23 protein-coding genes, 1 tRNA gene and 1 other RNA gene are annotated in these 26,469 nt (G+C 45.7%); 14 read left to right on the top strand and 11 right to left on the bottom strand.

Going from position 1 to position 26,469, the window contains the following annotated elements; genetic code table 11:
* Positions 1-208 precede the first annotated feature (208 nt).
* From ACJB0T_RS16115 to ACJB0T_RS16125, 3 genes are all read right to left on the bottom strand, one after another.
* Positions 209-285, bottom strand: a tRNA-Pro gene (locus ACJB0T_RS16115).
* A gap of 65 nt (positions 286-350) precedes the next feature.
* Positions 351-2,171: a DUF3413 domain-containing protein gene (locus ACJB0T_RS16120; protein WP_479289176.1), complete on the bottom strand. Its 1,821-nt coding sequence runs from the start codon at positions 2,169-2,171 to the stop codon at positions 351-353.
* Between the two features lie 28 nt (positions 2,172-2,199).
* The gene (locus ACJB0T_RS16125) at positions 2,200-2,427 is read right to left on the bottom strand and encodes a YejL family protein (protein WP_042474173.1); all 228 of its coding nucleotides are present in this window, start codon (positions 2,425-2,427) and stop codon (positions 2,200-2,202) included.
* 84 nt (positions 2,428-2,511) lie between these two features.
* Here ACJB0T_RS16125 and yejK point away from each other — a divergent pair, with 84 nt between their 5' ends.
* From yejK to asd, 4 genes are all read left to right on the top strand, one after another.
* Positions 2,512-3,510: a nucleoid-associated protein YejK gene (gene yejK, locus ACJB0T_RS16130; RefSeq protein WP_479289179.1), complete on the top strand. Its 999-nt coding sequence runs from the start codon at positions 2,512-2,514 to the stop codon at positions 3,508-3,510.
* Between the two features lie 86 nt (positions 3,511-3,596).
* Positions 3,597-4,949: an Hpt domain-containing protein gene (locus ACJB0T_RS16135; RefSeq protein ID WP_479289180.1), complete on the top strand. Its 1,353-nt coding sequence runs from the start codon at positions 3,597-3,599 to the stop codon at positions 4,947-4,949.
* Between the two features lie 154 nt (positions 4,950-5,103).
* Complete coding sequence (locus tag ACJB0T_RS16140; protein ID WP_479289182.1) at positions 5,104-6,306, top strand: chemotaxis protein; 1,203 nt, start codon at positions 5,104-5,106, stop codon at positions 6,304-6,306.
* Positions 6,307-6,481: 175 nt separating this feature from the next.
* The gene (gene asd, locus ACJB0T_RS16145; protein WP_479289184.1) at positions 6,482-7,600 is read left to right on the top strand and encodes an aspartate-semialdehyde dehydrogenase; all 1,119 of its coding nucleotides are present in this window, start codon (positions 6,482-6,484) and stop codon (positions 7,598-7,600) included.
* 68 nt (positions 7,601-7,668) lie between these two features.
* Here the strand turns inward: asd and ACJB0T_RS16150 are convergent, their stop codons facing one another.
* Together ACJB0T_RS16150 and ACJB0T_RS16155 are read right to left on the bottom strand one after the other, a co-directional pair.
* Positions 7,669-8,517 carry an ion transporter gene (locus ACJB0T_RS16150; protein ID WP_479292208.1) on the bottom strand — a complete coding sequence of 283 codons (849 nt, stop codon included), beginning with the start codon at positions 8,515-8,517 and terminating at the stop codon, positions 7,669-7,671.
* Between the two features lie 187 nt (positions 8,518-8,704).
* On the bottom strand, positions 8,705-9,343 hold the full coding sequence (locus tag ACJB0T_RS16155; protein WP_479289186.1) for a YchE family NAAT transporter: 639 nt from the start codon (positions 9,341-9,343) through the stop codon (positions 8,705-8,707).
* A 657-nt stretch (positions 9,344-10,000) separates the two neighbouring features.
* Here ACJB0T_RS16155 and adhE point away from each other — a divergent pair.
* Positions 10,001-12,700 (top strand): bifunctional acetaldehyde-CoA/alcohol dehydrogenase, encoded by a 2,700-nt coding sequence (gene adhE, locus ACJB0T_RS16160; RefSeq protein ID WP_479289188.1) that lies wholly within the window; start codon positions 10,001-10,003, stop codon positions 12,698-12,700.
* 114 nt (positions 12,701-12,814) lie between these two features.
* On the opposite strand, the gene ACJB0T_RS16165 is transcribed toward adhE, so the two are convergent.
* From ACJB0T_RS16165 to sodB, 3 genes are all read right to left on the bottom strand, one after another.
* On the bottom strand, positions 12,815-13,483 hold the full coding sequence (locus ACJB0T_RS16165) for an SDR family oxidoreductase (protein ID WP_479289191.1): 669 nt from the start codon (positions 13,481-13,483) through the stop codon (positions 12,815-12,817).
* 226 nt (positions 13,484-13,709) lie between these two features.
* The gene (locus ACJB0T_RS16170) at positions 13,710-14,213 is read right to left on the bottom strand and encodes a VC2046/SO_2500 family protein (RefSeq protein ID WP_479289193.1); all 504 of its coding nucleotides are present in this window, start codon (positions 14,211-14,213) and stop codon (positions 13,710-13,712) included.
* Between the two features lie 111 nt (positions 14,214-14,324).
* Positions 14,325-14,909 carry a superoxide dismutase [Fe] gene (gene sodB / locus ACJB0T_RS16175; protein WP_042499104.1) on the bottom strand — a complete coding sequence of 195 codons (585 nt, stop codon included), beginning with the start codon at positions 14,907-14,909 and terminating at the stop codon, positions 14,325-14,327.
* 299 nt (positions 14,910-15,208) lie between these two features.
* Between sodB and ACJB0T_RS16180 the strand changes: the two genes are divergently transcribed.
* A complete protein-coding gene (locus tag ACJB0T_RS16180; protein WP_479289195.1) occupies positions 15,209-15,547 on the top strand; it encodes a Grx4 family monothiol glutaredoxin in 339 nt (112 codons plus the stop codon).
* Between the two features lie 643 nt (positions 15,548-16,190).
* A complete protein-coding gene (locus ACJB0T_RS16185; protein WP_479292209.1) occupies positions 16,191-16,934 on the top strand; it encodes a methyl-accepting chemotaxis protein in 744 nt (247 codons plus the stop codon).
* Between the two features lie 85 nt (positions 16,935-17,019).
* On the opposite strand, the gene ACJB0T_RS16190 is transcribed toward ACJB0T_RS16185, so the two are convergent.
* A complete protein-coding gene (locus ACJB0T_RS16190) occupies positions 17,020-18,087 on the bottom strand; it encodes a PLP-dependent cysteine synthase family protein (protein ID WP_479289197.1) in 1,068 nt (355 codons plus the stop codon).
* A gap of 123 nt (positions 18,088-18,210) precedes the next feature.
* On the opposite strand from ACJB0T_RS16190, the gene ACJB0T_RS16195 reads away from it, so the two are divergent.
* The 3 genes from ACJB0T_RS16195 to ACJB0T_RS16205 all read left to right on the top strand — a co-directional run bounded on the left by ACJB0T_RS16195 (position 18,211) and on the right by ACJB0T_RS16205 (position 21,469).
* A complete protein-coding gene (locus tag ACJB0T_RS16195; RefSeq protein WP_479289199.1) occupies positions 18,211-18,672 on the top strand; it encodes an Lrp/AsnC family transcriptional regulator in 462 nt (153 codons plus the stop codon).
* 172 nt (positions 18,673-18,844) lie between these two features.
* The gene (locus ACJB0T_RS16200) at positions 18,845-20,020 is read left to right on the top strand and encodes an iron-containing alcohol dehydrogenase (protein WP_479289201.1); all 1,176 of its coding nucleotides are present in this window, start codon (positions 18,845-18,847) and stop codon (positions 20,018-20,020) included.
* Positions 20,021-21,469 carry a coniferyl aldehyde dehydrogenase gene (locus tag ACJB0T_RS16205; RefSeq protein ID WP_479289203.1) on the top strand — a complete coding sequence of 483 codons (1,449 nt, stop codon included), beginning with the start codon at positions 20,021-20,023 and terminating at the stop codon, positions 21,467-21,469. It abuts the gene before it with no gap.
* A gap of 59 nt (positions 21,470-21,528) precedes the next feature.
* Here the strand turns inward: ACJB0T_RS16205 and tesB are convergent, their stop codons facing one another.
* Entirely contained in the window at positions 21,529-22,389 is an 861-nt protein-coding gene (tesB, locus tag ACJB0T_RS16210; RefSeq protein WP_353498212.1) for an acyl-CoA thioesterase II, read from the bottom strand.
* Between the two features lie 220 nt (positions 22,390-22,609).
* Here tesB and ACJB0T_RS16215 point away from each other — a divergent pair, with 220 nt between their 5' ends.
* Complete coding sequence (locus ACJB0T_RS16215) at positions 22,610-23,062, top strand: YbaY family lipoprotein (protein ID WP_479289205.1); 453 nt, start codon at positions 22,610-22,612, stop codon at positions 23,060-23,062.
* 19 nt (positions 23,063-23,081) lie between these two features.
* Here the strand turns inward: ACJB0T_RS16215 and ACJB0T_RS16220 are convergent, their stop codons facing one another.
* On the bottom strand, positions 23,082-23,384 hold the full coding sequence (locus ACJB0T_RS16220) for an MGMT family protein (RefSeq protein ID WP_479289207.1): 303 nt from the start codon (positions 23,382-23,384) through the stop codon (positions 23,082-23,084).
* Positions 23,385-23,435: 51 nt separating this feature from the next.
* On the opposite strand from ACJB0T_RS16220, the gene ACJB0T_RS16225 reads away from it, so the two are divergent.
* The 3 genes from ACJB0T_RS16225 (at position 23,436) to ACJB0T_RS16235 (ending at position 26,460) form a co-directional block, all read left to right on the top strand.
* Positions 23,436-24,176, top strand: a complete 741-nt coding sequence (locus ACJB0T_RS16225; RefSeq protein ID WP_479289210.1) for a VP0952 family biofilm-associated protein — start codon at positions 23,436-23,438, stop codon at positions 24,174-24,176.
* A gap of 208 nt (positions 24,177-24,384) precedes the next feature.
* Positions 24,385-24,481, top strand: an RNA gene (gene ffs, locus ACJB0T_RS16230) — signal recognition particle sRNA small type.
* A gap of 104 nt (positions 24,482-24,585) precedes the next feature.
* Entirely contained in the window at positions 24,586-26,460 is a 1,875-nt protein-coding gene (locus ACJB0T_RS16235) for a site-specific integrase (RefSeq protein ID WP_479289212.1), read from the top strand.
* The last annotated feature ends 9 nt before the right edge of the window (positions 26,461-26,469 follow it).

Raw genomic sequence — 26,469 nt, forward strand, 5'->3', positions numbered from 1 at the left:
GGTTGCCGGTTTTCAAGACCGGTGCTTTCGACCACTCAGCCATCTCTCCGTGTTGATGCGCATAATAATGGGCATCTTACTGTTTGTAAACCCTTATTTTTACTGTTTGCTTTATTTATAAGCAAACAGTAAAAATAAGGGTTTGGGTGTCTAAAAACTACACATTTAAGTAGTAAAAAGCCCTAAGACGAGTCTTAGGGCTTGAATATGGTCGGACTGACAAGATTTGAACTTGCGACCCCCGACACCCCATGACGGTGCGCTACCAAGCTGCGCTACAGTCCGATGGGATTAATCTAAACCAGAGCGTTTTACTGGTCAAGGGCAATTAATGTGATTAACTGCTTGATTTACTGACTTTTAGCGTAGAAACGTTGCAGCTCAGTGAAGCCTTGCATCAAGATAGGAAGCTTCGGATTCTTGTTATCCAGCTTATTGTAATCTTTGTCATACAGGCTGTAGTTACCAAACTTGTCGACGACCGTGGTGTCATTTTCAGTCACCAGCGCTAGCTCTCTTGTATCACCTGCGATGATCCACTTACGTTTTCTTTCATCAAACAGGTTACGTCCGCTGCTGAAGTGCCTCGCATTGCTGGACACACCGCTTAGATCTTCCAAAATTGTGGCAGCAAGATCGAGGTGGCTTGTCATATGTCCATAGTCGGCAGCAAGCTTTCCTGGCCAATGAATAACCATAGGCACACGCAGTTGATATTGGCTGTAGTTGGTGTTCGAGCCCCAGCTTCGAGTTTTTGTTTCGTTAAACTCGGTGCCGTGGTTTGATGTCAAAACCACAATGGTGCTGTCTAGCAAGTCTTGGTCAACTAGCGTTTGCAGGATCTTACCAAACTCGGCATCAGCAGCGGTTGCAGCGGCAGAGTAGGCACTCACAAAGCGCTCTTCTGCAGATTGTGCATCGCGTTGTGGTTGGTAATCACTGAAGTTATCCACCGTGGTTAACTCGATAAAGCCAAACCATGGTTGGCTTGAGTCATTAATGATGGCATCACTCCACTGTTCAATGGCTGCGTTGTCTGAGATGGTTTTATCCAGCGTCTCTGACTTTGTTGCAGTCAAATCAATCATCGGGAACTTTCTAAAGATGGTTTCGCTGTAGAGGTCATCTTCAAAGTTATCGCCACTATAGAGTTCAAATCGGTAACCTTGATTGGCTAGGACTGACATGAGTAGAGGTTCAGTTCCCTGAGACTTGATACTGCCCGCATAGCTGCTTGGTAGACCGTACATTAAACCAAACGCGCCGAAGTCGTCATTGCTCGAGCTGTAATGGTTAATGAAGTTTTGATTGTTGAGTGCAAACCCATACGCAACAGGCATAGTCTCTGGGTTGAGCATGTCACCGCGCAGGTTGTTAATACTGACAATTAACACGTTTAGGTTCTCAGAGCGGCGATTGAACTCAATCTCTGTTAGTGGGTAGCGCACTAAATCCGCAGAGCCTTCGTTATTTTTGAGCTTCTGTAGGTATTCTTCTCTGTCTAGTAAGCCATGCTTTTCCATAAATGACTTTGCGGTCATTGGGTAGGAGAGCGGGAAGTTGGCTTTTTGCACAGTAACAGGGTTATAGAAGAATGCATCCGCCCAAATAAAAATCAGGTGGCTGGCAATAAAGCACACAAAAAACAGTGCCGCTAGGGGGCGGCCAATGTGTTTGTGAGACAGTTTGCGCTGCTTACGCCAAACCCACTCAGCAAGCGCGAGCTCGGCTAAGAAAATCGGTGGCAGGACAATGAACAGGTGCTGTAAATCTGAACTAATGGCGCTGTTTTCGTCGCTAAATAGCAGATCCCAAACCACCGGGGATAAGTGTAGATTGATGGTTTGATAGGCCTGGGTGTCAATTAATAGGACAGTGAGGCCAAATGTGGCAAAACACACCGAAATCAATCGAAACAGTTTTCGCGAGGGAACAATAAAAGTCAGCGGAAACAGCACCAACAGATAGAGGGCAAACACCAAAAAGCCAAAGTGGCCGATCCACGACGCGAACAAGTAGAACTGTCCCAGCAATGTATCAGGCCACGGAGAAGAGGCGATATAGCGGGTACCGATGAGCATTGCCGCAATTATATTAAAGAACGCAAACCAGTGACCCCAGCCCACGAGGCGGGAGACCTTTTCTCCGTATGAATTTTCGCTATCTACCATCTGCCGTGTAATCTATCCGTTGTAAAGATTAGTGTTGATCTTTAGTTTCTAATGATGAAATCAAAGCTTTAGAGAATTTTTCCGCAATTGCTTGGCGTTGTGAAGGAGCAACGTTTTGATTTAAGACATTGGTTGCGATATTACCTGCAATCATCAGTGAAAGTTCAGCGCTTGCACCGTGCTTGTCTAGAACAGCGGCAACCTCGGCAAGGATGTCTTCAACTTGTTGGTCGGTATATTTAGATGTAATTGGCATAAAGACTCTGCTAATGATAATGAAAGCGGCTTATGATACCCTACTCTGCATCACAAACGAAACAGCAACCATGATAAATTCACAATGAGTTTGAACCTATCTAACGTTATTTTACACCAGTTAGCGATAAATGAGCAGGAAGAGCTAGTCGTTCAGTATCGCGAAGCGATGTTGCACAACGACAATTCAACCGAAACCTTAGTGGCTGAATTGCATCGTGTGTTTAATTCGAAAGCGGGAAAAGGATTTGGTTCCTTTACCAGTGAGAGCGACTTTCAAATTTGGCTAAGCGAGCTTTTAAAAGGTGAAAAAGACTTTTACAGCTTCTCTCAGCAAAGTGCCGAACGCCTAAAAACCGAGCTTGCGAAGTACCCATTTGCAGAAGCGGGAACATTGGTCATGGCTCAGTATCAATCGCTAGCTACGGATTATCTGTTTATTGGCTTGCTGCCATCTTACAACAGCTTGCAAGTGACGGAAGGTTTGAACATCGGTTCTATCGATTATCTTGATATTGCCAAAATGGATATCGCGGCGCGTATCGACTTAACCAGCTACGATTTAGACAAAGGTTCAAATCGTTACCTTACCTACATTAAAGGTCGTGTTGGACGCAAAGTAGCGGACTTCTTCCTAGACTTTTTGCAAGCCGAAGTGGGGCTGGACACTAAGAAGCAAAACACCTTATTGATGCAAGCGGTAGAAGACTATTGCGCTGATGCTCAGCTCGATAAAGATGAAACCGTTACCTATAAAAAGCAGGTCTACGACTACTGCAACGATCAGCTTAAAACGGGTGATGAAGTGCAAATCAAAGAGCTTTCTGGTGAGCTACCTAGCAATGAAGGTTCAAGCTTTTTAGATTACACTCAAGAACAAGGCTATGAATTGGAAGAAAGTTTTCCAGCAGATCGCTCGACTGTACGCAAGCTCACAAAGTTTGTTGGTGCGGGTGGCGGACTGAATCTTAGTTTTGATAGCCTGCTACTTGGTGAGCGTGTGTTTTACGATCCAGATACCGATACTCTTACGATTAAAGGCACACCGCCGAATCTAAGAGATCAACTGACTCGAAATCGTTAAGCAGAATAAAGCGCTACCATGTAGCGCTTTTTTACAAGTTCAAAAAGGCATGGATAAGCCTTATTGTTGTTGAGAGGGAACGACGGTTGAATATACTAAAACGTCTGAATAGCTTTGCTGTAGCTGTGGTGCTGCTCTGGTCTATTGCCGTGACTACTGTGGTGTATATTTCGTCGCAGGAAGAGAAAATCACTCACCTCATTGACGAGATTTCCTTCAGTATCGACAAACTAAGACAAACCTTGTTTTTAGCCCAGCCATATCGCTCACGTTTTTCTGAGCAACTCGAGCTTGAAATACAGCTAATACACGCGCAAACCGTACAGTTGAAATCACTGACTCAATCAGATCTGCTCTCTGATGTTTCTCATACTGTTTATTTGCTTGAGCGTTTTGTGGAGCAAGCTCAGCTTTTGGCACAAGATGAAGCGCGAATGGACAACTTCATAGCCAGCATTAATGCCAAACCAACACAGTTAAGCTATGAGGCGAATTCGCTCAGTGACCGGCTCTCAGCTGTGGTGTTGGATACATTATTTAACGACACAGTAGAGCCGCGTCAGGTGTACTTAAAACTTGAAGACATTCAGCGCGAAGCTTATGGCCTCTCCGGCAGCGACCGAGTGCATGTTCTAGAACTCAACTCTCAAGCGTCGGTGCTGTTGTCACAAGCCGCAAACACCGAATTTTTGGTCGAGCGTGTGGTGAATCATCCCGTCATGACAGAGCTGTCACTTCGTGAAATGCAATCAGAGCGTGTAGTGAATAGACAAGTGCTGATAGTCGTCTTGGTTAGTTTAGTGGCGATAGCTTGTTTATTGCTTTGTAGTTACAAAAAGCAGCCTGAGCCACTATTAACAGTCACGAGTAATAGCTTAGCGTTCGATAAGGAGACGAGTGAGACTCAGAACTCCCAAGAAACTAACGAAACTCGATCCAATGAAAGATCAACGGTGCTACCTGAAAAAAGCACGTCATCAGATGACGATCAACAGTCTGACTCACAGCAGGAGCCAGTCAATGAAATAGAGCGTGTAAAACTGGAAGTTGTCAGTGACACAGTCGCATCGCAGCCATTGAAGAGTATTTCGGACGACGAACCGATTCAATTTTCTGAAATGCTCAATACTTTGGATGGGGATAAAGAATCAATGCTACTCCTGCTTGGTGTTTTTGTTTCTGAACATCGCCAAGATGCCAACAAACTTCGCACCCTTGTTGAGAGCGATATTGACCAAGCAACCCGTGTTGCCCATACCCTTAAAGGGGTGTCGGGTAGTATCTTTGCTGAGCAGCTTCGTCAAACGGCAATCACTGCGGAGCTACAATTAAAACAGAACCAGGCCATAGAGCCCGAAGCGATTGAAAATCTTGAGCAGCACCTTAACCAAGCGATTGTGTCGGCTGAAGACTACATCACAAAGCAAAGCCAACAATAACGTCTAGTAAATCGCGAAATTTAGACTATAAATATCAATAGTTAACGTGAATTTTACTAGGGTGATTTATAGTGGCGATGTTATACGAACAAGTGGCTTCATGTTGTGGTTGAAGTCACTTGAGTATCGCTACTATTCGACGTTGAGGCTTACAATGAAACCACTGCATCGCTTGCGCTGCGCACTTCTACTGTTCTTTATATCGCTAATTTCTGGCTGTTCATTATTGGAAATTCAGATCGATAGCCAAACCACACCGTTGACGAAGCAAGAACTCAACATGCGTCTTATGACGCGTGAATTTAGCCGTGAGTTTTTCACTCAAATTGAAGCCACATCTGACTCTTTGGCGGCGAAATACGACGAAACTGACATTGTCAATCAATCCCACATCTTACTTTGGAAGATTCACGCTGAAGAAGGGCTAGGGCAGGCGGCCTATCAAGTGTCTCCTACCGCAGGTCTTATCGATACTTGGGTATTTACGGTCCAAATGGAGCAATTTTTCACCAAGGGTAATGGTAAAACGTTATTTGTCACCGAAGAAGCGATTCAAACTGCAACGAAGCTGAGTCAAGAAATCGACCAACTGGCTAAATCGTTGTTTAAATCGGATAGCTATGGCACTACAAAAGCGTTTGTCGAGCAATTTGCAGCGTTACACCCGTTTGAAAATTTGAGCTTCGCTCGCGCACCCGCTTACCGCGAGTGGCTGAAAGCGCAGGGTATTGATGAAAGTGAAGTGGCCACGACTCTTGGTACCATGCCAGAAGCGCTTTCTGATGTGTCGGACAGATTGTCGTTGATGTCGGAGCAGACCCCAAAACTGATGACATGGAAAGCGCAGCTTATTGCACTAAATAGTAACGTGAACGGGGACGATATTCGCGGAGCGATAAAGAGCTTCCAAATCAGTGCGGACGCGTTTAAGGACTTTGTAGAAAATAATCCAGAGTACATGCGCGATTTGGCCCAAATGATGGCGCTTGAACTTCAACCGCTGCTCAACGACTTAGAGGTGAAAACTCAGGACAAGCTGACTCAGCTTAGCGCAGAACGACAGGCGCTGGACGACATGGTAGTTCGTGAGCGTGAAGAGTTTATCAAGATGATTGAGCGTGAGCGTAAAGAAATTGCGGTCATCGTAAACAGCGAACGGCAGTTGTTTGCTCAAGATCTCGACAAAATATCTCAAGATGTCTTGACTCTTGCAATAGAAAAGCTCGTTCAGTTGATTAAGAGCACGATTGTCTACTTTATTTTGTTCATTTTGGTGATTTTCTTTGCTCCATTAGGGCTTGGTTATGCACTAGGGAAAAGGGCTCAGTTGAGAAAAGAAACCAAAATAACAAGCTAATAGTAAAAAGGCTCCGAAAGGAGCTTTTTTATTACGCGTCGAACGAATATGGCGGGCGAACTGGTTGGGTTTGTGAAAAAAGTTGCTTTAATTTGTGAATTAGCTCTTGTGTTATGGCTCGGAAAATTTTATAGATGGGGGAGCCTTTATTTCAATTCACACGGAGAGTAATTCAATGAGAGTAGGTTTAGTCGGTTGGCGTGGCATGGTAGGTTCGGTACTAATGCAACGCATGGTCGAAGAAAAAGACTTTGATGTCATCGAGCCCGTATTCTACAGCACATCTCAAATTGGCATCCCTGCACCAAACTTTGGTAAGGATGCTAGCCTTCTGCAAGACGCTTTTGATATTGAAAGCCTAAAACAACTAGACGCAGTGATTACCTGTCAAGGTGGTAGCTACACTGAGAAGGTGTACCCAGCACTTCGCCAAGCTGGTTGGAAAGGGTACTGGATTGATGCGGCTTCTACTCTCCGTATGGACAAAGATTCAATCATTACCCTAGACCCTGTGAACCTTGGCCAAATCCAAGACGGTCTTATCAAAGGCACGAATACCTTTGTTGGTGGTAACTGTACCGTTAGCTTGATGCTTCTTGGTCTTGGCGGCCTTTACGAGAAAGGCATGGTTGAGTGGATGAGTGCGATGACTTACCAAGCAGCTTCGGGTGCTGGTGCTAAGAATATGCGTGAGCTTATCTCTCAAATGGGTGTGGTGAACGACTGTGTGACGTCTGAACTGGCAAACCCGGCAAGCTCTATCCTCGATATCGACCGTAAAGTGGCTGAAACTATCCGTTCTTCTTCGTTCCCAACGGATCAATTCGGTGTCCCTCTAGCAGGCTCGCTGATCCCATGGATCGATGTGAAGCGTGAAAACGGTCAGAGTAAAGAAGAATGGAAAGCCGGCGTTGAAGCGAACAAGATCTTAGGCTTGCAAGACAGCCCAATCGCGATTGATGGCACTTGTGTACGTATCGGTGCGATGCGTTGTCACGCTCAAGCGCTGACTATCAAGCTTAAGCAAGATGTGCCAATGGATGAAATTGAAGAAATCATCGCAACGCATAACGATTGGGTGAAAGTGATTCCAAACGATCGCGACATCACAGCTCAAGAGCTAACGCCTGCTAAAGTCACAGGTACTATGTCTATCCCTGTTGGCCGTCTAAGAAAAATGGCGATGGGTAACGATTTCCTAAACGCATTCACCGTGGGTGACCAGCTATTGTGGGGCGCGGCAGAGCCACTGCGTCGTACATTGCGCATTATCTTGGCTGAGAAGAAAGGTTAATTTTTTAGTCCTCTCAATCCAAATGTGGAAAAGCCCTCTTCAGAGGGCTTTTTAGTCTCTACTATTTTTTAATCTTCAGAATCGACGTCAACAACTCTTTTGTCAGGTGTCGCCAATTCACTACCGCAATGCTTGCAGTGCAGCGCATCACTTTCGTGACCCGACTTAGAGCAGTTTGGGCATTTCACCAAATTTCGATGAGTTTTCATTTCTTGATTGAGTTCGGCGGTAATGATCCCGGTCGGAACTGCAAGGATGGAGTAACCAAGCAGCATTGTCAGCGAAGCAAGTCCTTTACCAAGTGGTGTGCTTGGCACCAAATCACCGTAGCCGACAGTAGTAATGGTCACAATGGCCCAATAGATACTCTGTGGGATGCTTGTAAACCCGTTCTCGGGCCCTTCGATTACAAAAATAAGCGCGCCAAAAATGGTCACCAATATGGCTACCGTGCTAAAAAATACGAATATCTTGCGGCGCGACATTAACAGCGAACGCAACAAGATATTAGAGTCTTGTAGGTACCTTACCAACTTGAGGATACGGAAGATTCGCATCACGCGAAGCAGACGTATAACTCCCATAAACGTCGCTGAAGGGAAAAGCAGAGCCAAGTAGGTCGGTAGGATCGACAGCAAGTCTACAACCCCGTAAAAGCTGCTGGCGTATGCTTTAGGCTTTGGTGAGCAGTACAGACGTAACAAGTATTCAATTGTAAACAGTGCTGTAAAGAAATACTCGAGCATCACAAAGGTGCGATCCCACTCTGTAGCTATTCCCTCGATAGAGTGCAGAACCAACACCATCAACGAAACCAGGATGGCAATGATAAGAGCAATATCAAAAATTCTACCCGCACGGGTGTGATGACCAAAGATGATGATGTAGAGCTTGTGCTTTAAGCGGTTGTTTTCCATAGCAAGAGTCATTAAGCCTTCGATATGGCTAGTATATACCCAAGATGCGCCAAGGGGCAGTTTTGCTACGTGAAGTGTTGTCTTACTTGAGCCGGGAGAGGACTTTAGTGCTAAGACGAGAAACTCAAGCACCTCAAAGACAAGGTGCTTGAGAGCCAAAATAGGAAAGGGAAATCAACTGACCTGTTTAAGCTAGCCCCGGGAAAAGTGCTTTTAGGCCGTTTGCCATAAACTCAATACCCAATGCACCAAGGATCAGACCCATGATACGCGTGATCACGTTGATACCCGTTTGACCTAAGAAGCGAACAATGAGCGGGGCAGAGCGATAAAGCAACCATGAGCAAAGCGCAAAGACGATGATGCTTATAATGATGCCAACGGTTTCAACCATCCCCGGATAACGAGCGCCATAAACTATGGTCGAACTGATTGCACCAGGACCTGCCATCAAAGGCATGGCTAGGGGCACAACACCAATCTGCTCTTTACTGACGTACTCCGACTTTTCTTGTTTGTTCTGTTTATCTTCACCGAGCTTACCTGACATCATCGAAAAGGCGATGCTAAGAAGCAGTAAGCCGCCCGCAACACGGAACGAATCGAGAGAAATACTGAACATATCTAAAAGTATCTGACCTGCCAGCAATGAGGTGATGAGAATAACGGTAACGGCAATATTGGCCGTCGCCGCCGTTTTGTTCTTGTCTTCTGGAGACATGTGGCTGGTTAAAGACACAAAAATTGGCATGATCCCAACAGGGTTTACCGCAGCGACCAAACCTAAGAAAAACTGCAAATAGATTGCAAATTCGATGCTACTCATAGACGAATCTCGATGATAGAAGAGGGACACAATGCAAGGCATCTATGCCCGGGTAAAAAGTGCGGCTAATGTACGACATTGTGGGAAGAGAATCGACTAAAACTTGACGACTATTTTTGACGTATAACACTAGTGAATTAGCCGGTCAGTATGGTGGGGAAATGTGAATGGGATATGAAAGAAAAGTTCGTGCCACAACTTGGGTAACATACCTTTTTGTTGCCAAAGTGTTGCATTCGTCTAATTTTGATTATTTTTATGTCATGGGTTGAAAGAAATCAATGTCATCTACATATACTTAGTAGCACGAGAGCGACGGTTTACTTGTTTTTCTGGTACAAAAGTGAAACTTTTTTACACAATTGGCTGAGGTTATGAAAAAAAAATGCCGATCGGTGTTTTTTTAATCTTAGTATTTCACCTGAGTAACACCTTTAAAAACAACACCTTACGTCGAGAAACTCTTTGGGGTTACTACTATGTAGGTAAATTACTTTTCAGAACTGATCTGAGTCAATTTTTTTCAAACCGTGAAAGATTATACTCAGCTCTGAAAGCAGTTTACTAAGTAGAGTTGATCTGTAGTTAAGAGATTCATTAGCAGAAGTCGCTAACTTACTAAAAAGTTTTTAGTTTTTTTATTTTAGGAGATTCCTTATGCCTGTAACAAATATGGCTGAACTAGATGCAATGGTTGCACGCGTTAAAGCGGCACAAGCAGAATTTGCAACTTACTCTCAAGAGCAAGTTGACAAGATTTTCCGCGCAGCGTCTCTAGCAGCTAACCAAGCTCGTATCCCACTTGCACAGCAAGCGGTTGAAGAGTCTGGTATGGGTATCGTTGAAGACAAAGTAATCAAGAACCACTTTGCATCTGAGTTTATTTACAACAAATACAAAGATGAAAAGACGTGTGGCATTCTTGAAGAAGACGACAACCTAGGCACAATGACTATCGCTGAGCCTGTAGGCATCATCTGCGGTATCGTTCCAACAACTAACCCAACTTCTACTGCAATCTTCAAATCTCTAATCTCTTTGAAGACTCGTAACGGTATCATCTTCTCGCCACACCCACGTGCGAAGAACTCTACTAACGACGCAGCGAAACTAGTACTAGACGCAGCAGTAGCAGCGGGTGCTCCAAAAGACATCATCGGTTGGATCGACCAACCATCTGTAGAGCTTTCTAACGCTCTTATGAAGCACAACGACATCGCGCTTATCCTTGCAACTGGTGGTCCAGGCATGGTTAAAGCAGCTTACTCTTCTGGTAAGCCAGCAATCGGTGTAGGTGCAGGTAACGTTCCTGTAGTTATCGACGAGACTGCCGACGTTAAACGTGCAGTTGCTTCTATCCTTATGTCTAAAACGTTCGATAACGGCGTAGTTTGTGCTTCTGAGCAGGCTGCAATCGTTGTTGATTCTGTATACGACGAAGTTAAAGAGCGTTTCGCTTCTCACAAAGCATACGTTCTAAACAAAGCTGAAGCTGAGAAAGTACGTAAAGTGCTTCTAATCGACGGCAACCTAAACGCTAAGATCGTAGGTCAACCAGCTCCAGCAATCGCTGAGATGGCAGGCGTTAAAGTTCCAGCTGACACTAAAGTTCTAGTTGGTGAAGGTCTAGGTAAAGTATCGATCGACGACGCATTTGCTCACGAGAAACTATCTCCAACTCTAGGTCTATTCCGCGCTGACGATTTCGAAGATGCTGTTGCTCAAGCGGTAACTATGGTTGAAATCGGTGGTATCGGTCACACATCTGGTCTATACACTAACCAAGACGTAAACGCTGATCGCATCCGTTACTTCGGTGACAAGATGAAGACTGCACGTATCCTTGTAAACATCCCAACTACTCACGGTGGTATCGGTGACCTTTACAACTTCAACGTAGCGCCTTCTCTAACTCTAGGTTGTGGTTCTTGGGGTGGTAACTCTATCTCTGAGAACGTAGGTCCTAAGCACCTAATCAACAAGAAAACTGTAGCGAAGCGAGCTGAAAACATGTTGTGGCACAAACTACCTAAGTCTATCTACTTCCGTCGTGGTAGCCTTCCAATCGCAATGAGCGACCTAGAAGGTAAGAAGCGTGTATTCCTAGTAACTGACCGCTTCCTATTCAACAACGGTTACAGTGATGAAGTAGTGAAGCTACTTAAAGCTCAAGGCATGGAAGTTCAAACTTTCTTCGACGTAGAAGCGGATCCAACGCTATCTGTTGTTAAGAAAGGTGCTGAAGCAATGCAAAGCTTCCAACCAGACGTAATCATCGCTCTAGGTGGTGGTTCTCCGATGGATGCAGCTAAGATCATGTGGGTAATGTACGAGCACCCAGAAACTCACTTCGAAGAGCTTGCAATGCGCTTTATGGATATCCGTAAACGTATCTACAAGTTCCCTAAAATGGGTCAAAAAGCTGAGCTTGTATGTATCACTACAACGTCTGGTACTGGCTCTGAAGTTACTCCATTCGCAGTTGTTACAGACGACGAGACTGGTGCTAAGTACCCACTAGCTGACTACGAGCTAACGCCTAACATGGCTATCGTTGACGCGAACCTTGTTATGAACATGCCTAAGTCTCTAACAGCGTTCGGTGGTTACGATGCAGTAACTCACGCTCTAGAAGCTTACGTATCAGTTCTAGCGAACGAATACTCTGACGGTCAGGCTCTACAAGCACTTAAGATGCTTAAAGAGTACCTACCTTCAAGCTACGCGAACGGTGCAAACGACCCAATCGCTCGTGAAAAAGTACACAACGCAGCAACTATCGCTGGTGTAGCATTCGCGAACGCATTCCTAGGTGTTTGTCACTCTATGGCTCACAAGATTGGTGCTGAGTTCCACCTACCACACGGTCTGGCGAACGCACTACTAATCTCTAACGTTGTTCGTTACAACGCGAACGACAACCCAACTAAGCAAACTGCGTTCTCTCAGTACGACCGTCCACAAGCACGTCGTCGTTACGCTGAAGTTGCTGACCACCTAGGCCTAAGCCAAGCTGGTGACCGTACTGCTCAGAAGATTGAACGTCTACTAGCATGGTTGGAAGAGCTTAAGAAAGACCTAGACATCCCAACGTCTATCCAAGCTGCAGGTGTTGCTGAGTCTGACTTCCTAGCTAAGCTTGATGAGCTAGCGGTTGAAGCGTTCGATGACCAATGTACTGGTGCGAACCCACGTTACCCACTAATCTCTGAGCTTAAAGAAGTTCTGAAAGCGGCATACTACGGTAACGCATTCGTTGAAGGCGAAACTTTCGAAGGTACAACTGTTATCAAGAAGAAAGCAGACCAAGAAGCGAAGCCAGCTGCTAAAGCTAAAAAAGAGAAAGCTGAAGCTTAATTCAGTAGTAGATTTTCGCTAGCACGAAATTTACGGGAAAAATGACAAAGCCCCTTCAGAAATGAAGGGGCTTTTTACGTTTAAGGAGAGTATGGATGCTTCCGTATTAGTTACCTAGGCCTCCGCACTTACTACACGGCCGCTAAAGTAGTCGTTACTAACGATGTATTCTGTCGTCCGTGTTAATTCATCTTGAATCTGAGACCAGTTGCCGTTGGCATGATGGCTACTCACAGGTATCACCCCACCAACTCGAATGTTGTGCTGCTTTAGTTCTTTCGCCCAGCTCTTAGTAAATCCAGTCACCATCGACGTAGTGTTCTCTAAATCACTGTAATACTGGTCGTGCTCTTGGGCGACCACATTGACAATCACACCTGATTGACTCTGTGACATTCGCTCTGCGGCGACTTGGCCGAATAAGAACAGGTTGGATGCGAGTAAGGAGAACTGGGTAATGAATTTACCGCCCGAGTGCCCACCGGTTAGGGTTTGTTTCGGTAGAGAAGTCCAATGGTTAACTAGAACGTTCGGGGCTCGGCCTAGTTTGGATTCGATGGAGGAAAACAGTGTCTCGATGGTTTGAAGCGATAGGTCACTCACGTGTGCCTTTTCCACTTGCTCAGTGACCTCTAAGCAGCGTCGGTAGGCTGAAGTCAAATTGCTTTCGTCGACATCGCATAAAACGACATAGGCGCCAAGCCTAGCAAAATGCAGAGCAATCATCGCACCTAAACTGGTACCAGCAGATGTCACTAGCACGACTGAATTTTTAATGATCATGTTTATCCCCAAAAAGTAGGCTACTAATTACGTATGCCATTCCTTAGGTAATAACTTGGTAGAAAAACTGTGATTCAAATGTGAATAACTTCAAGTTTTTGTGTTTATAAATCGGAAAGGATTAGTAACTTTGCATTGAATCACATTCTAAACAGAAAGAGTGGTCAGCGTTACATTAGAAACCACTAAAGAAATGTGGCTTTAAGAGAGGGTTGTAGTGAGGGAACTAAAGTTGAATTGATAGCGCGTCTTTTCGATTAGCCGTGGTCAATTGGTTGTATAGCACATCAACGGTCGGTTTTGGCAATGATTTCTGACCCAGTTGACGTCGTGTATGACCTGATAGGTTGTGATACACCTCTTCCGCAAGACCATGGGTATCAGTTGGGTTGTAGTTCAAAGGCTCTGGTGTGCTGTAATGCTGAAGCTTCGCACTAGAGAGGCCACCATCATGAAACTGTTTAGCGATAGACGCAGACACTGCGTAGTCATCAAGCTCACCTTGCAGTTTCTGAGCTGTCGGTACGTCAAAGCGTTTTCTTAATACTGCTTCATCGGTGATGGTGGTATCGACATCCTCTGTTACCGACGTTTCACGTGAGTCTTGTGAGAACATAGAGAGCATTAGAGCAAAGTCGGCGCGTCTGCCTTGTTCTACGGCGCGATTAAGCGACGTACCACATTGCAGTTCGTTGATTAAATTTGCTTTGTCTAAGTGATGAATTTGCATAAAGCCCTCTCGTTACAAAGACTTTATCGGCAAAAGAGTAGGGAGCTTTAGCCTAGAAATAAAAAAAGACCTGTCGAGACAGGTCTTTAAACGAAACTTGGGAAGAGCGGATTACTTAGCTAGGTTTTCTTCTACGAATGCCCAGTTAACTAGTGCCCAGAAACCATTCATGTAGTCTGGACGAACGTTACGGTAATCGATGTAGTAAGCGTGTTCCCATAGGTCTACTGTTAGTAGTGGAGTTACGCCTTCTTCTGTTAGTGGAGTCGCTGCGTTAGACGTGTTAACGATGTCTAGAGAACCGTCAGCTTTCTTCACTAGCCAAGTCCAAGAAGAACCGAAGTTGTTGATTGCTGAATCAGTGAACTTCGCTTTGAACTCTTCGAAAGAACCGAATGCTGCGTTGATTGCGTCTGCTACTGCACCTGTTGGTTCGCCGCCAGCGTTTGGCGCTAGGCAGTGCCAGTAGAACGTGTGGTTCCAGATTTGAGCTGCGTTGTTGAATACGCCACCAGAAGATGTTTTAACGATCTCTTCTAGAGTTTTACCTTCAAACTCAGTACCAGGAATTAGGCCGTTTAGCTTAACCACGTAAGTGTTGTGGTGCTTACCGTGGTGGAAATCTAGTGTCTCTGCTGAGATGTGTGGTTCTAGAGCATCTTTTGCATAAGGAAGTGCTGGTAGTTCGAATGCCATTGCTCGCTTCTCCATTGATTATTAGTGGGTTTTTACCCTGATTGCTTCCAAGTATATTTATTGTTGAGTCATGTGATGATCGACTGCTTGCTATTTTAGCAAGTTTTTACTTTATTAAAAGAGTCCGTGATAAAATAATTGTGATGATTTGTTTACATCACCTTTGTTTGCAAGGTATTTGGGTATACTACATCACAACCTAGTAACAAAGATATAACCACACTATTAATGTGCTTTTTATTCTCCGGCGATTCGCTAGAATGTGAACACATTCGCAGTACAAGTATTTCGAGGACGTAATGGAAACGATCGACAAAATTAAGCAGCAAATCGAAGAGAACACGATTCTTCTTTACATGAAAGGTTCACCTAAGCTACCAAGCTGTGGTTTCTCTTCTCAAGCAGCTCAGGCATTGATGGCATGTGGCGAAAAATTCGCTTATGTAGACATCCTACAAAACCCAGACATCCGTGCTGAACTTCCAAAATACGCACAATGGCCAACTTTCCCACAACTATGGGTTGAAGGTGAGCTAATCGGCGGCTGTGATATCATTATGGAGATGTTCCAGAAGGGTGAACTTCAGCCGATCATTAAAGAAGCTGCAGCGCGTAATGCTGAAGAAGGGGACGCTTAATTCCTTTTAGGCTTTTAAGTATTCCGGCTACCGCAGCTTCGCTCGCTAGAACATAAGCGAGGCGCAGCGGGCCATAGCTCCTCCCCATATTAAGGGGAGGACTACAGGCTAGCGGCTACCGCCGCATTGCCCGCAAAACACCCACCCAACACCCCTCAAGTCCATACCCTATTAGGGTGATACCACGATCCCCCTATCACAACTTACCCTTCCAGCCATTTCCATTTCCCACACCAATGCTACCGTTATAAAACAATAACGAGAAATATAGCACGAACCAAAAAGTGGTCTTATGTTTGCATCAAAAAAACAAGTACAACAACTCCAGCAGCAGTTGCAGTCTGAAACCGAACAGAAAGATGCCTTCGCTTGCCAACTAGCGCAATTGCAACAAGAGTTAGCTGATAAAGAACAGCAAATACACAAACTAGAATCCCAACTAGAAAGACAAAAGCAGCGCTCGCGACTGTTTTTAAGTAGCGTCACTTCGCAGCTTGTTGGCGCCACCGCCAATATCGAGCAGGCGAATAACCAACTGATCAACCAAAGTGATCAATTGCAGGCGAATCTAGGTGTGTTTGATAGTACTCAGCAGCAATTGGAAGAGATGTACCAATCTTTGGATCAAGTGTCGCAATCGGCGATGGCGAGCAAAGAAACCGTCGCGGCGCTTCAAGTGCTGACCGGCGATATCACGCAATTTATTAGCATCATTCATCAGATCTCAGAGCAAACCAACTTGCTTGCGTTAAATGCTGCCATTGAAGCGGCTCGAGCGGGTGAGCATGGACGTGGATTTGCTGTGGTTGCAGATGAAGTGCGCTCATTGGCGGGGAGAGCGAACGAAGCAGCCAGTGAGATCTCGGGTTTGGTAGAGCGAATCGAAAGCAGCACCAACCAAGCGGGTGAAAATATTGAATTGGTGTCAGCGCAAGTCGCGGATGCTTCCACAGGTGCTTCTGATATTGTCCGCGATACCCAATCGATTTTGTCGCTATCTTCTGACACCGTTGATGTGATTTACACCACCACCGTCGATATCTATGCCTCAAGCGCCATCGCGCAATACACCAACATGTGGGCGACTGCGCACTCGAAACTGATTGGCGCTGACTTTGATGCATCACTGCTAACGTTGGGTGAACACGATACGATTTTTGGTCAAGTGATAGCTGGCCATGAGGAAACAAAGCAGTTGGCATCGGCTGGTGGTCCTTTAGAATATTTCCATATTAAGGCAATGGCGCTTCACGATGGGCTGAGAATGATCGCTGATGGCAGCCATGATGTGGGTATTGTGGAGCAAATGGATATCGCGTATCGCGATTTAGTCTCTTACATCGCTCTAGCGCAGGATAAAGTGAAAGCGTCATACGAACGCAACTAACGTACAAAAAAGGGAGTGACGAATCACTCCCTGCCAACTAATTGTTGTTATTTTAAATATTCGTCATCAATCCAAATGACAGCTGTTAGGCCAACTCACCGGTTGCTTCGAATGTTTCGAGCTTGTCCAGGTATGGGCGCAAGTCGCCAATATTGTCATTGATCCACTCGTGGTTGTAATAAGTATCAAGATAGCGCTCGCCACTGTCACACAGTAGGGTCACAATCGATCCAGTCTCACCACGTTTTTTCATTTCACTCGCCAGTTGCAGCACACCATAAAGGTTCGTACCCGTAGAAGCGCCGACCTTGCGACCCAAGGTCTTCTCTAGCCAATGAATCGTTGAGATGCTTGCCGCATCCGGAATGGTGCGCATTTCATCCACCACACCGGGGATAAAGCTTGGTTCAACGCGCGGACGACCAATGCCTTCAATCTTGCTACCACAGTCGCCAGTGATGTTGGCATTGCCTGTTTTGAAGTAGTCATGGAACACTGAGTTCTCAGGATCAACCACACACAGTTTGGTGTCGTGCTGCTGGTAGCGGATAAAGCGTCCAATGGTTGCAGACGTGCCGCCTGTACCTGGGCTCATCACAATCCAGCTTGGTACAGGGTGATCTTCCATCTTCATTTGGCTGAAAATAGAGTTCGCAATGTTATTGTTACCACGCCAGTCAGTCGCACGCTCAGCATAAGTAAACTGATCCATGTAGTGACCGTCTAACTCTTCAGCAAGTCGGCGTGACTCAGCATAGATTTGATCCGAGCGATCAACCAGGTGTGCTTTACCACCATAAAACTCAATTTGTTCGATCTTTTTTCGTGCGGTGCACTTTGGCATCACGGCAATAAACGGCAACCCAAGTAGACGCGCAAAGTACGCTTCCGATACCGCGGTACTGCCAGAAGAAGATTCAATGACCGTTGTCTCAGGACCAATCCAACCATTACAAATCGCGTACAGAAACAGAGAACGTGCTAAACGGTGCTTTAGTGAGCCTGTAGGATGTGTACTCTCGTCTTTCAGATAGACATCAATCCCATCAATGCTTGGCAAATCCAGCTTGATTAGGTGTGTGTCAGCCGAGCGTTGAAAGTCAGCTTCAAGTTTACGAACAGCGTTGTTAATCCATTGATGGTCAGTACACATAGCGGCGGTTTCCTGCTTCACGATTTCGATGATAATAATTTACCTACTGATCGAGAGAAAAAATTTGCTATATTTACTTTTTTTTTGTTAATAAGTAGAAAAATTTTCTACTCTGGAGCTATTTTGGATATAGATAGTACAGATAAGAAGCTGTTGTCGCTGCTTCAGCAAGATGGCACGTTATCACTGAACGACCTTGCTGAAGCCGTAAACCTCACGACAACGCCGTGTTGGAAGCGCCTAAAGAAGCTTGAAGAAAGTGGGGTGATTGATAAACGTGTCGCACTTCTAGACCCTGAGAAACTAGGGTTGTCGTTTACCGCGTTTGTGCAAATCAAGACGACGAATCACTCCCATGAATGGTACCAGGCGTTTGTAGAAACGGTATCGCTATTCCCTGAAGTGATGGAGTTCTATCGGATGGCAGGGGAGTATGACTATATGGTGAAAGTGTTGGTCAAAGACATGAAGTGCTTTGATGAATTCTATAAAAAACTGGTCAACAGTATCGATGGATTGTCGAATGTCACGTCGACCTTTGCAATGGAACCATTGAAATACACGACGGCACTGCCAATACGTTGATTCGCCTATACGTTGCTTTGCCAATATATTGATTTGGTAATAGTTCTCAACTTAGACTCGGCAGTCTTGCCAGCTCTGAGTAATCACTCTATAACCTATAGACAGTTTCAGCTATCCATTGATAGTAGCGGCGCAAATATAGGTTGATAGATAAAGACAAAGGAGTGTTTTTATGTTGCATCAGATGTTGGTCTCGGTGAAAAAACCATTTATCAAAATGGTACCTGTTCCCGAGCCTCAATGCATCGTTGGCAATGGTAAAGTGCTTGATGTAGCAAGCTATTGCCGTGATCTTTCTGTGACGAACCCCTTCATCGTTACTGACAGCGTGCTGCGTGAATTAGGATTGCTTGATGGTATGCTAGAGGCGTTAAAACAAGCCGATATGCCGTTTACCGTGTTTGATGAAGTACAGCCCGATCCTGACTACGCGACGGTTCGCGCTGGGGCAGAACGTTATCGTCACTCTGGCTGTGATGGGATTATTGCGTTTGGCGGCGGTTCTCCTATGGATTGCGCGAAAGCCATTGCGGCAAGTGTAAAAACTAAGAAAGATGTCGCAAAGCTACCAGGCTTACTAAAAGTGCATCGCCCAATCATGCCGCTAATTGCCATTCCGACAACTTCGGGCACTGGCTCTGAAGGGACCGTTGCTGCCGTTGTCAGTGATATTGAGTCTAAAGCCAAACGCGCCATTACCGATCCATTTTTAGTGCCTAAGGCTGCCGTATTAGATTCACAAATCATGCTAGGCCTTCCGCCACAAATCACGGCAGAAACCGGTATCGATGCACTCACACATGCGATTGAATCCTATCTAAGCCAATATGCCAACGCCAAAACCGAAACCTTGTCGCTAAATGCGATTAAAGCCATTTTTGAATACTTGCCGCGCGCATATCAAAATGGTCAAGACAGCGAAGCTAGAGAGAAAATGGCCGTGGCGAGTTTTGAAGCAGGCCTAGCGTTTACTCGAACGTATATCGGGTACGTACATGCCATCGCCCATCAGCTTGGTGCGTTTTATCACGTACCTCATGGCAGAGCGAACGCTATGGTGTTGCCACATGTGCTCAAGTTTATTGCACAAAGAGATAACCAGAGGCTGACAATGCTGGCGTGCACCCTCGGTTATAAAAACAGTCAGGCATTCATTCAAGATGTCGAAGCGCTTTTGGAGCGACTGAACATTCCAAAACACATTACTGCGTTGAGTGCAGAGGACATTCCGGCGCTTGCTCAGCAAGCAATTAAAGAAGCCTTCGGAGAATATCCGGTTCCTGAAGAGATGAACGTACTTCAATGCCAACAAATACTACAAGCGTTACTTGTTAAAGGAGCACAATAAATGAGTATGGTTACCCTAAATGAACAGCAAATGATGACGCGACTAAAAGAGCAGCAAGCAGCTTTTAAAGAAGCGCCGTTTATCAGTCGTGAGCTAAGAAGGGCAAACTTACTCAAGCTCGAAAAAGTATTGCGAGATAACCAAGAAGCCATTTGTGAGGCGATTGGCAAAGATTTTGGTCATCGCTCGTCTACCGAGACGGCGTTACTCGAACTGTTTTCTTCTATTGAAGGTATTGTCGATTCTCGCAAGCAGCTTAAAAAGTGGATGCGTGACAAAAAGCGTCATACCTCGATTTGGTTCTGGCCGGCAAAAAACAAAGTGGTCCCTCAGCCTCTGGGTGTCGTGGGGATCATCGTGCCATGGAATTACCCACTCTTTTTAGCGATAGGGCCAATGACGGCAGCGCTAGCTGCGGGCAACCGTGTGATGGTCAAAATGTCAGAAAACTCCCAGCATCTTTGCCAAACACTTGCCAAAATTTTCGCGAGTGCGTTTACCCAAGATGAGATTTGCTTTGTTGCTGAAACGGGCGGTACCGGACAGGCATTCGCTAAGCTTCCTTTTGACCATCTGATTTTTACCGGCTCGGGTGGTACGGGGCGCAAGGTAATGGCGGCGGCTGCGGAAAATCTCACGCCAGTGACTTTAGAACTTGGCGGAAAATCGCCGACGATTATTGGCCCTGATTACGACGTCAAAAAAGCCATCAAAAGGATTTTAGGAGGGAAAGTTTACAACGCAGGGCAAACCTGTGTCGCCCCTGACTATTTGTTAGTGCCAGAAGATAAACTGAAACAGGTAGTGAAAGCCGCGAAATCCGTAATGAAAAGCCGCTTTAAAACCATCGACCACCCTGATTACACCGCCGTGATTGACGCTGTCTCTTTTGAGCGTTTGCAGGACACCCTTGCATTAGCAAAAGAGGGGCAGGGGGAAGTGATCAACCTCATCCCAGCAAGCGAGCCCGATCCAGAGACGCGTCGTTTTCCTCTTCATTTAGTCGTATCACCGAACAGCGATGAAGCGGTCATGACACGTGAGATTTTTGGGCCGATTTTACCGGTGCTCACTTATAAGTCGATGGACGATGTTTATCACTTCATTGGAGAACGTGATAGACCGTTGGCGCTTTACCTATTTTCTGACGACAAAGAGCTGCAAAATGCAGTGATGGAAAACACCATGTCTGGTGCGTTTACTATTAACGAAGTGATGATGCATGTGGCTCAGCATGACTTGCCGTTTGGCGGTGTAGGGCCAAGTGGAATGGGGCACTACCACGGTAAAGAAGGGTTTGAGACTTTTTCAAAAATGCGCCCTGTGATGCAGCAAGGAAAGTGGGCTTCGACAGGCTTTTTGTATTCTCCGTATTCTGGGTTTGCAAGACGTGTTATTAACTATCTGATTAATCGAAAGTTTGGTAAATATCCAAACCCAAAACAGTAACGCGAATCACCGTAAACTAAAAAACGCGCCTTATCGATTTGATAAGGCGCGTTTTCGTACTACTCGTTAAATCGAAGCACACCTTCTTGAATCGTCGAGGCAACCAGTTCACCTTTCTGGTTAAAGATCTCGCCTCGCACTAACCCACGGGAATTGCTCGCGTTAGGACTATCAATGGCATATAGCAACCATTCGTTAGTGTTCACTGGACGGTGGAACCACATAGAGTGGTCAATGGTGGCCATCTGGAATTTAGGTGCAAAGATAGAGACGCCGTGAGGGTGTAGAGCGGTAGTGAGGAAACGCCAGTCAGAAGCGTAACCGAGCACATACTGGTGAATGAGCTCATTGTTTGGAACCTCACCGTTCGCACGGATCCAAAGATACTGTTTGGCTTCAATCTTCTCAGGCTTCAATGGATTAACAACGTGTACAGGACGCACTTCAATCGCCTCTTCGCTGCAGAACACTTCACGGATTTGCTCTGGCAAGAAGTCAGCAATGCGCATCGCGAGTTCTGATTCAGAGGCAAAGTTCTCTGGCCCTGCCACTTCTGGCATTGTACTTTGGTGTTCAAAGCCTGGCGCCTCACAGTGATAGCTAGCCGTAAGATAGAAAATAGGGCGACCATTTTGAATCGCTTTTACGCGGCGGGTGCTAAAACTGCGGCCATCTCGAAGGTTTTCAACATCGTAGATAATCGGTTTTAGAGGATCACCAGGGTAAAGAAAGTAGCTGTGGAATGAGTGCACGGTGCGATCTTCTGCCACAGTATAACGCGCAGCAGACAGCGCCTGGCCAATGACTTGGCCGCCGTAGACTTGAGGCAAGCCTAAATGTTGGCTTTGACCTCGAAATAGCCCTTGCTCTAATTGCTCTAATTGCAGCAGTTCGAGTAATTCTGTTAATGGTTTGCTCATAAATAGGTCTTTTTTGTTTGTAATGGGCAAAGTGTGGATTTTACTGATGGATTCGTCAAGGGATACGGTGGTTTGTAGGAATTGAGTCGTTTTTTCCGCAAAATGACCGAGCAGAGACGTCGTAACGGTAGAATTCTGTTATCTTTATTGCATAACTTAGCGATGTGCTTTTAATAAAGCTATCGCGAACAGAGTTAATCGCCCCATCAAGTGAGGTCTCATGAAACTACTAAAATTTGGCGCATTGGCGCTGATCTTTGGCCTAGCTGGCTGCCAAACTGCACCGCAAACCGACGAGAAAATAGAAAGCCAACAAACGACAGTCTCAGAGCAAGAAACAATGGCATCAGTGAAAGGCACCATCGCTTACCGAGAGAGAATTGCATTACCTGCTGATGCCGTTGTGACAGTGAAACTTCAAGACGTATCGCTACAAGATGTGGCGGCGAAAGTCATCAGTGAGCAAACTTTCACAACAGATGGAGCGCAGGTGCCGTTCGATTTTGAGCTGAGCTACGACACTCAAGAGATCAATCCAAAGCATACCTACAGTGTGAGCGCACGTATTGAAGTGGAAGGTAAGCTGCGGTTCATCTCGGACACCTCTTACCCAGTTATTACCGACGCGAACAGCACTGAGCAGGTGAACTTGCTGCTGGTGGGCGTGAGATAACGAATATGAGTTGGCAGTCTTAGGGCTGCCAACCAAAATCTTTTAAGCGCACACGACCCTTCACTGAAAACTCCACGCCTTCTTCCATTAATGTCGATCTCTGTCTCAAAAACGAATCCCCCTTTAGTGAGATTCCTCCCTTACCGTTGATGACGCGGTGCCAAGGTAAACGACTTCCTTCAGGCAAGCCGCCAAGCGCCTTGCCAACATGTCTTGCGTAACCCGGATAGCCCGCCATTTTTGCAACCTGACCGTAAGTTGCTACTTTTCCAAATGGAATTTGGTGAATTACTGCAAAGATTTGCGCTTTGAATTGATCCATACTGAAACTGTCCCAGTTTTATTTGCCACGGAAAGGTATGAGGGGGGAGCTATGGTATTTTCGGTGTTTCAATTCGTAATCACAAGTGTGCTGGCGATGATTTGTGCCAGAACCATTGGTGTTACTGAGGGTGATATACCCGTGTTAGCAGTCATGATCCCTGCATTGTGGATTTTGCCGCAAGGTGGTATCGCAGGCGTGATGCTGCTGGCTTCTATGGTCGTGTATGGCTTGACCTTGCCGCTGCAATCTATTGCTATGTCTGTCGCAGTCTGGATATTGGTGCCGGTACTTATGGTCGCGTTTTCAAAGCGCAGCAATATTTGGATAGTCAGCATTGTAGGGCTTATCGTTCTCACGCTGAACGTCGGTATTATGCTGACACAATCGGCAGGCAAACTCGGCGGTACCCCAATGGTGACACTCGTCCAAGCCTTCTCGGTATTCGTTGCTTGGTTTGCTGCTAAGAATTGGAAAGGCTCTACCGAACACAGTTGGTGGTCATTGATGCTAATCTTACCTATGTGGGCGGCAGGACTTCCATACGCCGCGCTCATCGCACTGTGTATGACCGGCATGCTTGCCTCAATGGAAAGCCTTGGCAAACTGACTGGCTTTAAGTGGAACAAATTGCTTTGCTGGACGCTTCCAAGTGTTGGCTTTGCAGCGCTGGTGGTGGTGCCAACCATTGATGTCCCTAAGCCAGTGTTTGTCGTTTGGCTCTGTTTACTTGGTACAGCTTGGATCACCGACTACATCCTCAACATCGAGGATGAACAACAAGAAGTGTAGTTTTTAAATAACCCCCTCCTTTTGAAGCGCCTAACATCTTAAGAAACGAAGCAATGTTGGGCGCTTTGTTTAATCTGTAAGCACTTAACAGATAAAGCAAACAGTTTTGCTCGCAAGCCCTTGCAATCGTCGCTCCGATGCCAGATAATCCTCCCACGCTTTGCAGCAGTGACCCTTCACAGCGCAACAGCAACAAAATCTATGGAGGCCCTGGTCCTCCCGCAACAATAGCTCGTGAACTCGGTCAGGTCCGGAAGGAAGCAGCCGCAGCGAGTGACTTGTGTGCCGGGATGTGGCTGGGGCTTCCACCCATCTAGCGTTTAGTAATTTGTAATCAACGAGTTATAACGCACCACACCTTTCAAATAGCATAGAAAACGCGACTGGTACTGAACTTAGGTACTGAGCTATGCGCTATCTCACTCAATCTAGTAATCATTCTTGGACTTTCCGTTTCCAATTTCCTCGGCGTGTTCGTGACTATTTTTATGGTCAATTTGAATATAAATATTCGTTGGGTAAAGTGACGCCAAGAGAGGCTCGTTCGAAAGCTCTAGAGCTTGAAAAACGGCTTGTTGACGTCATTTGCAGGGTAGAAGACGCGATAGATCGACCGTCGTCTTGTGAAGGAATAGAGCTTGTCACTTGCCAACTGGTTGCCAGAATGAAAGTGGATATGTTCCTAGCTGTAGACGCATACAAAAGGATTTCAGCTTCGCCAAGGCTTCAAGGCGCACTACGAAGGTTAATGTCAGGTAAGGACAAGCAGACCCTCTCCTTATCCGCTTTTAGAGACCTACAATGCATCCATAAGCTGTATCCAAGCACCACATCACCAGATACAAGAGCCCAGCAAATGTGGGCACTGATTTCCGACGAATGTTTGACCTGTCAGGAACCCTTCAAGAATAAAGCACAAAAGATGCTTGTTCGTCACTATAAATTAATGCTGGAAGCTCGTAACAGTTTGGAATATTTCGACTTTTCACGATTTTCGAGAGTACTGAAAGCACTAAGGCAAAACGCTGTCGAGAGTTCAACGGAAGCTGCTCCAGGTGAATGTTTCGAGGAGTTTGAGCAACATCCCCCATTAAAAAACATTGCAGTTGATACCCCTGCTGACATAACTGCTTCGAAAGCGCATGAAAGAGAAGGTAACACTGGTGCAGTGAGCGCGAGTGAGGTGGATATCCGGTGGTATTGCGAACAATACCAGACACACCGAAACAACAAATTAGGGGTAAGAAAAAATAGTGAAGGTGTGGCGCTAGAAGCACAGAAAACGGTTGAGATGTGCCTTCTTGTTCATGAGCTTATTGGGGTTCACGATATTACTCAAATCAACGTCACCCATGCAGATCATGCGCTCTCACAGCTACGAGCGTTTCCTAAAGTTTCCAACTCTAAAATTAACAAGAAACGCTTCCATGCTTTTCCAAAGCATCAATGGGTTAAAATCAATCAAGGTGCCGGACTTGAGGTGATTTCAGAATCGACAGTGGGCAGATACATTGAGAAAACCTCAACGATCTACAGTTGGATACGAGACAATTTTCCTGTTCAATCTATCAACCCCTTCTGCGGTTTGGCATCTAAAAGCGGTGGACCAGTGCTAGATGAAGAGGACAATGTTGCATCGTTTAGCAAAAACGACCTTGTAAAAATATTCAGTCAACCCATTTTCACCGAACATAAAATCAAAAGACATTACACCAAGCGGATTCCCAAATATTCACAATACTGGATGCCTCTCATCGCGCTTCTCAGCGGAATGAGACCTAACGAGATTGCTCAGCTCAAACGCAAGGATTGCGTTCTCAGAGACGACATACTGTTCTTCCAGCTATCAAATCAAGATGAAGACCAATCTCTAAAGAACAAACGCGCACGACGAGCAGTGCCAGTGCACAGCAAACTGATCGAGTTGGGCTTTGAGCGATTCATTGAACCACTTGCTTCTGAAGAGCGGCTGTTCCCTGAGCTGTCCTACAGCAAAAAGGAAGGCTATTACAAATCGTTTGGCGAGTGGTTCAAGAGATATTTTTCTAACTACATTGACTTAACTGGCGAAGGGAAGCGGTTTTACAGTTTCCGCCATACGTTTATCGATCAGTTCAAGCAGCGAGGCTCTATAGCAGCGGTACCCGCTTCGATTGTTGGCCATAAGAATGGAAGCATCACTTACGATACCTATGGCAGTAAAGCAGATTTGGCTACTTTGAGGAACTACATTGAGACGGTGAAATTTGATGAAGTCCTTAAAAAGGTGAAGCCTTTGAAGTAGAGCGGCCAA

Source organism: Vibrio sp. CB1-5, assembly GCF_059412285.1.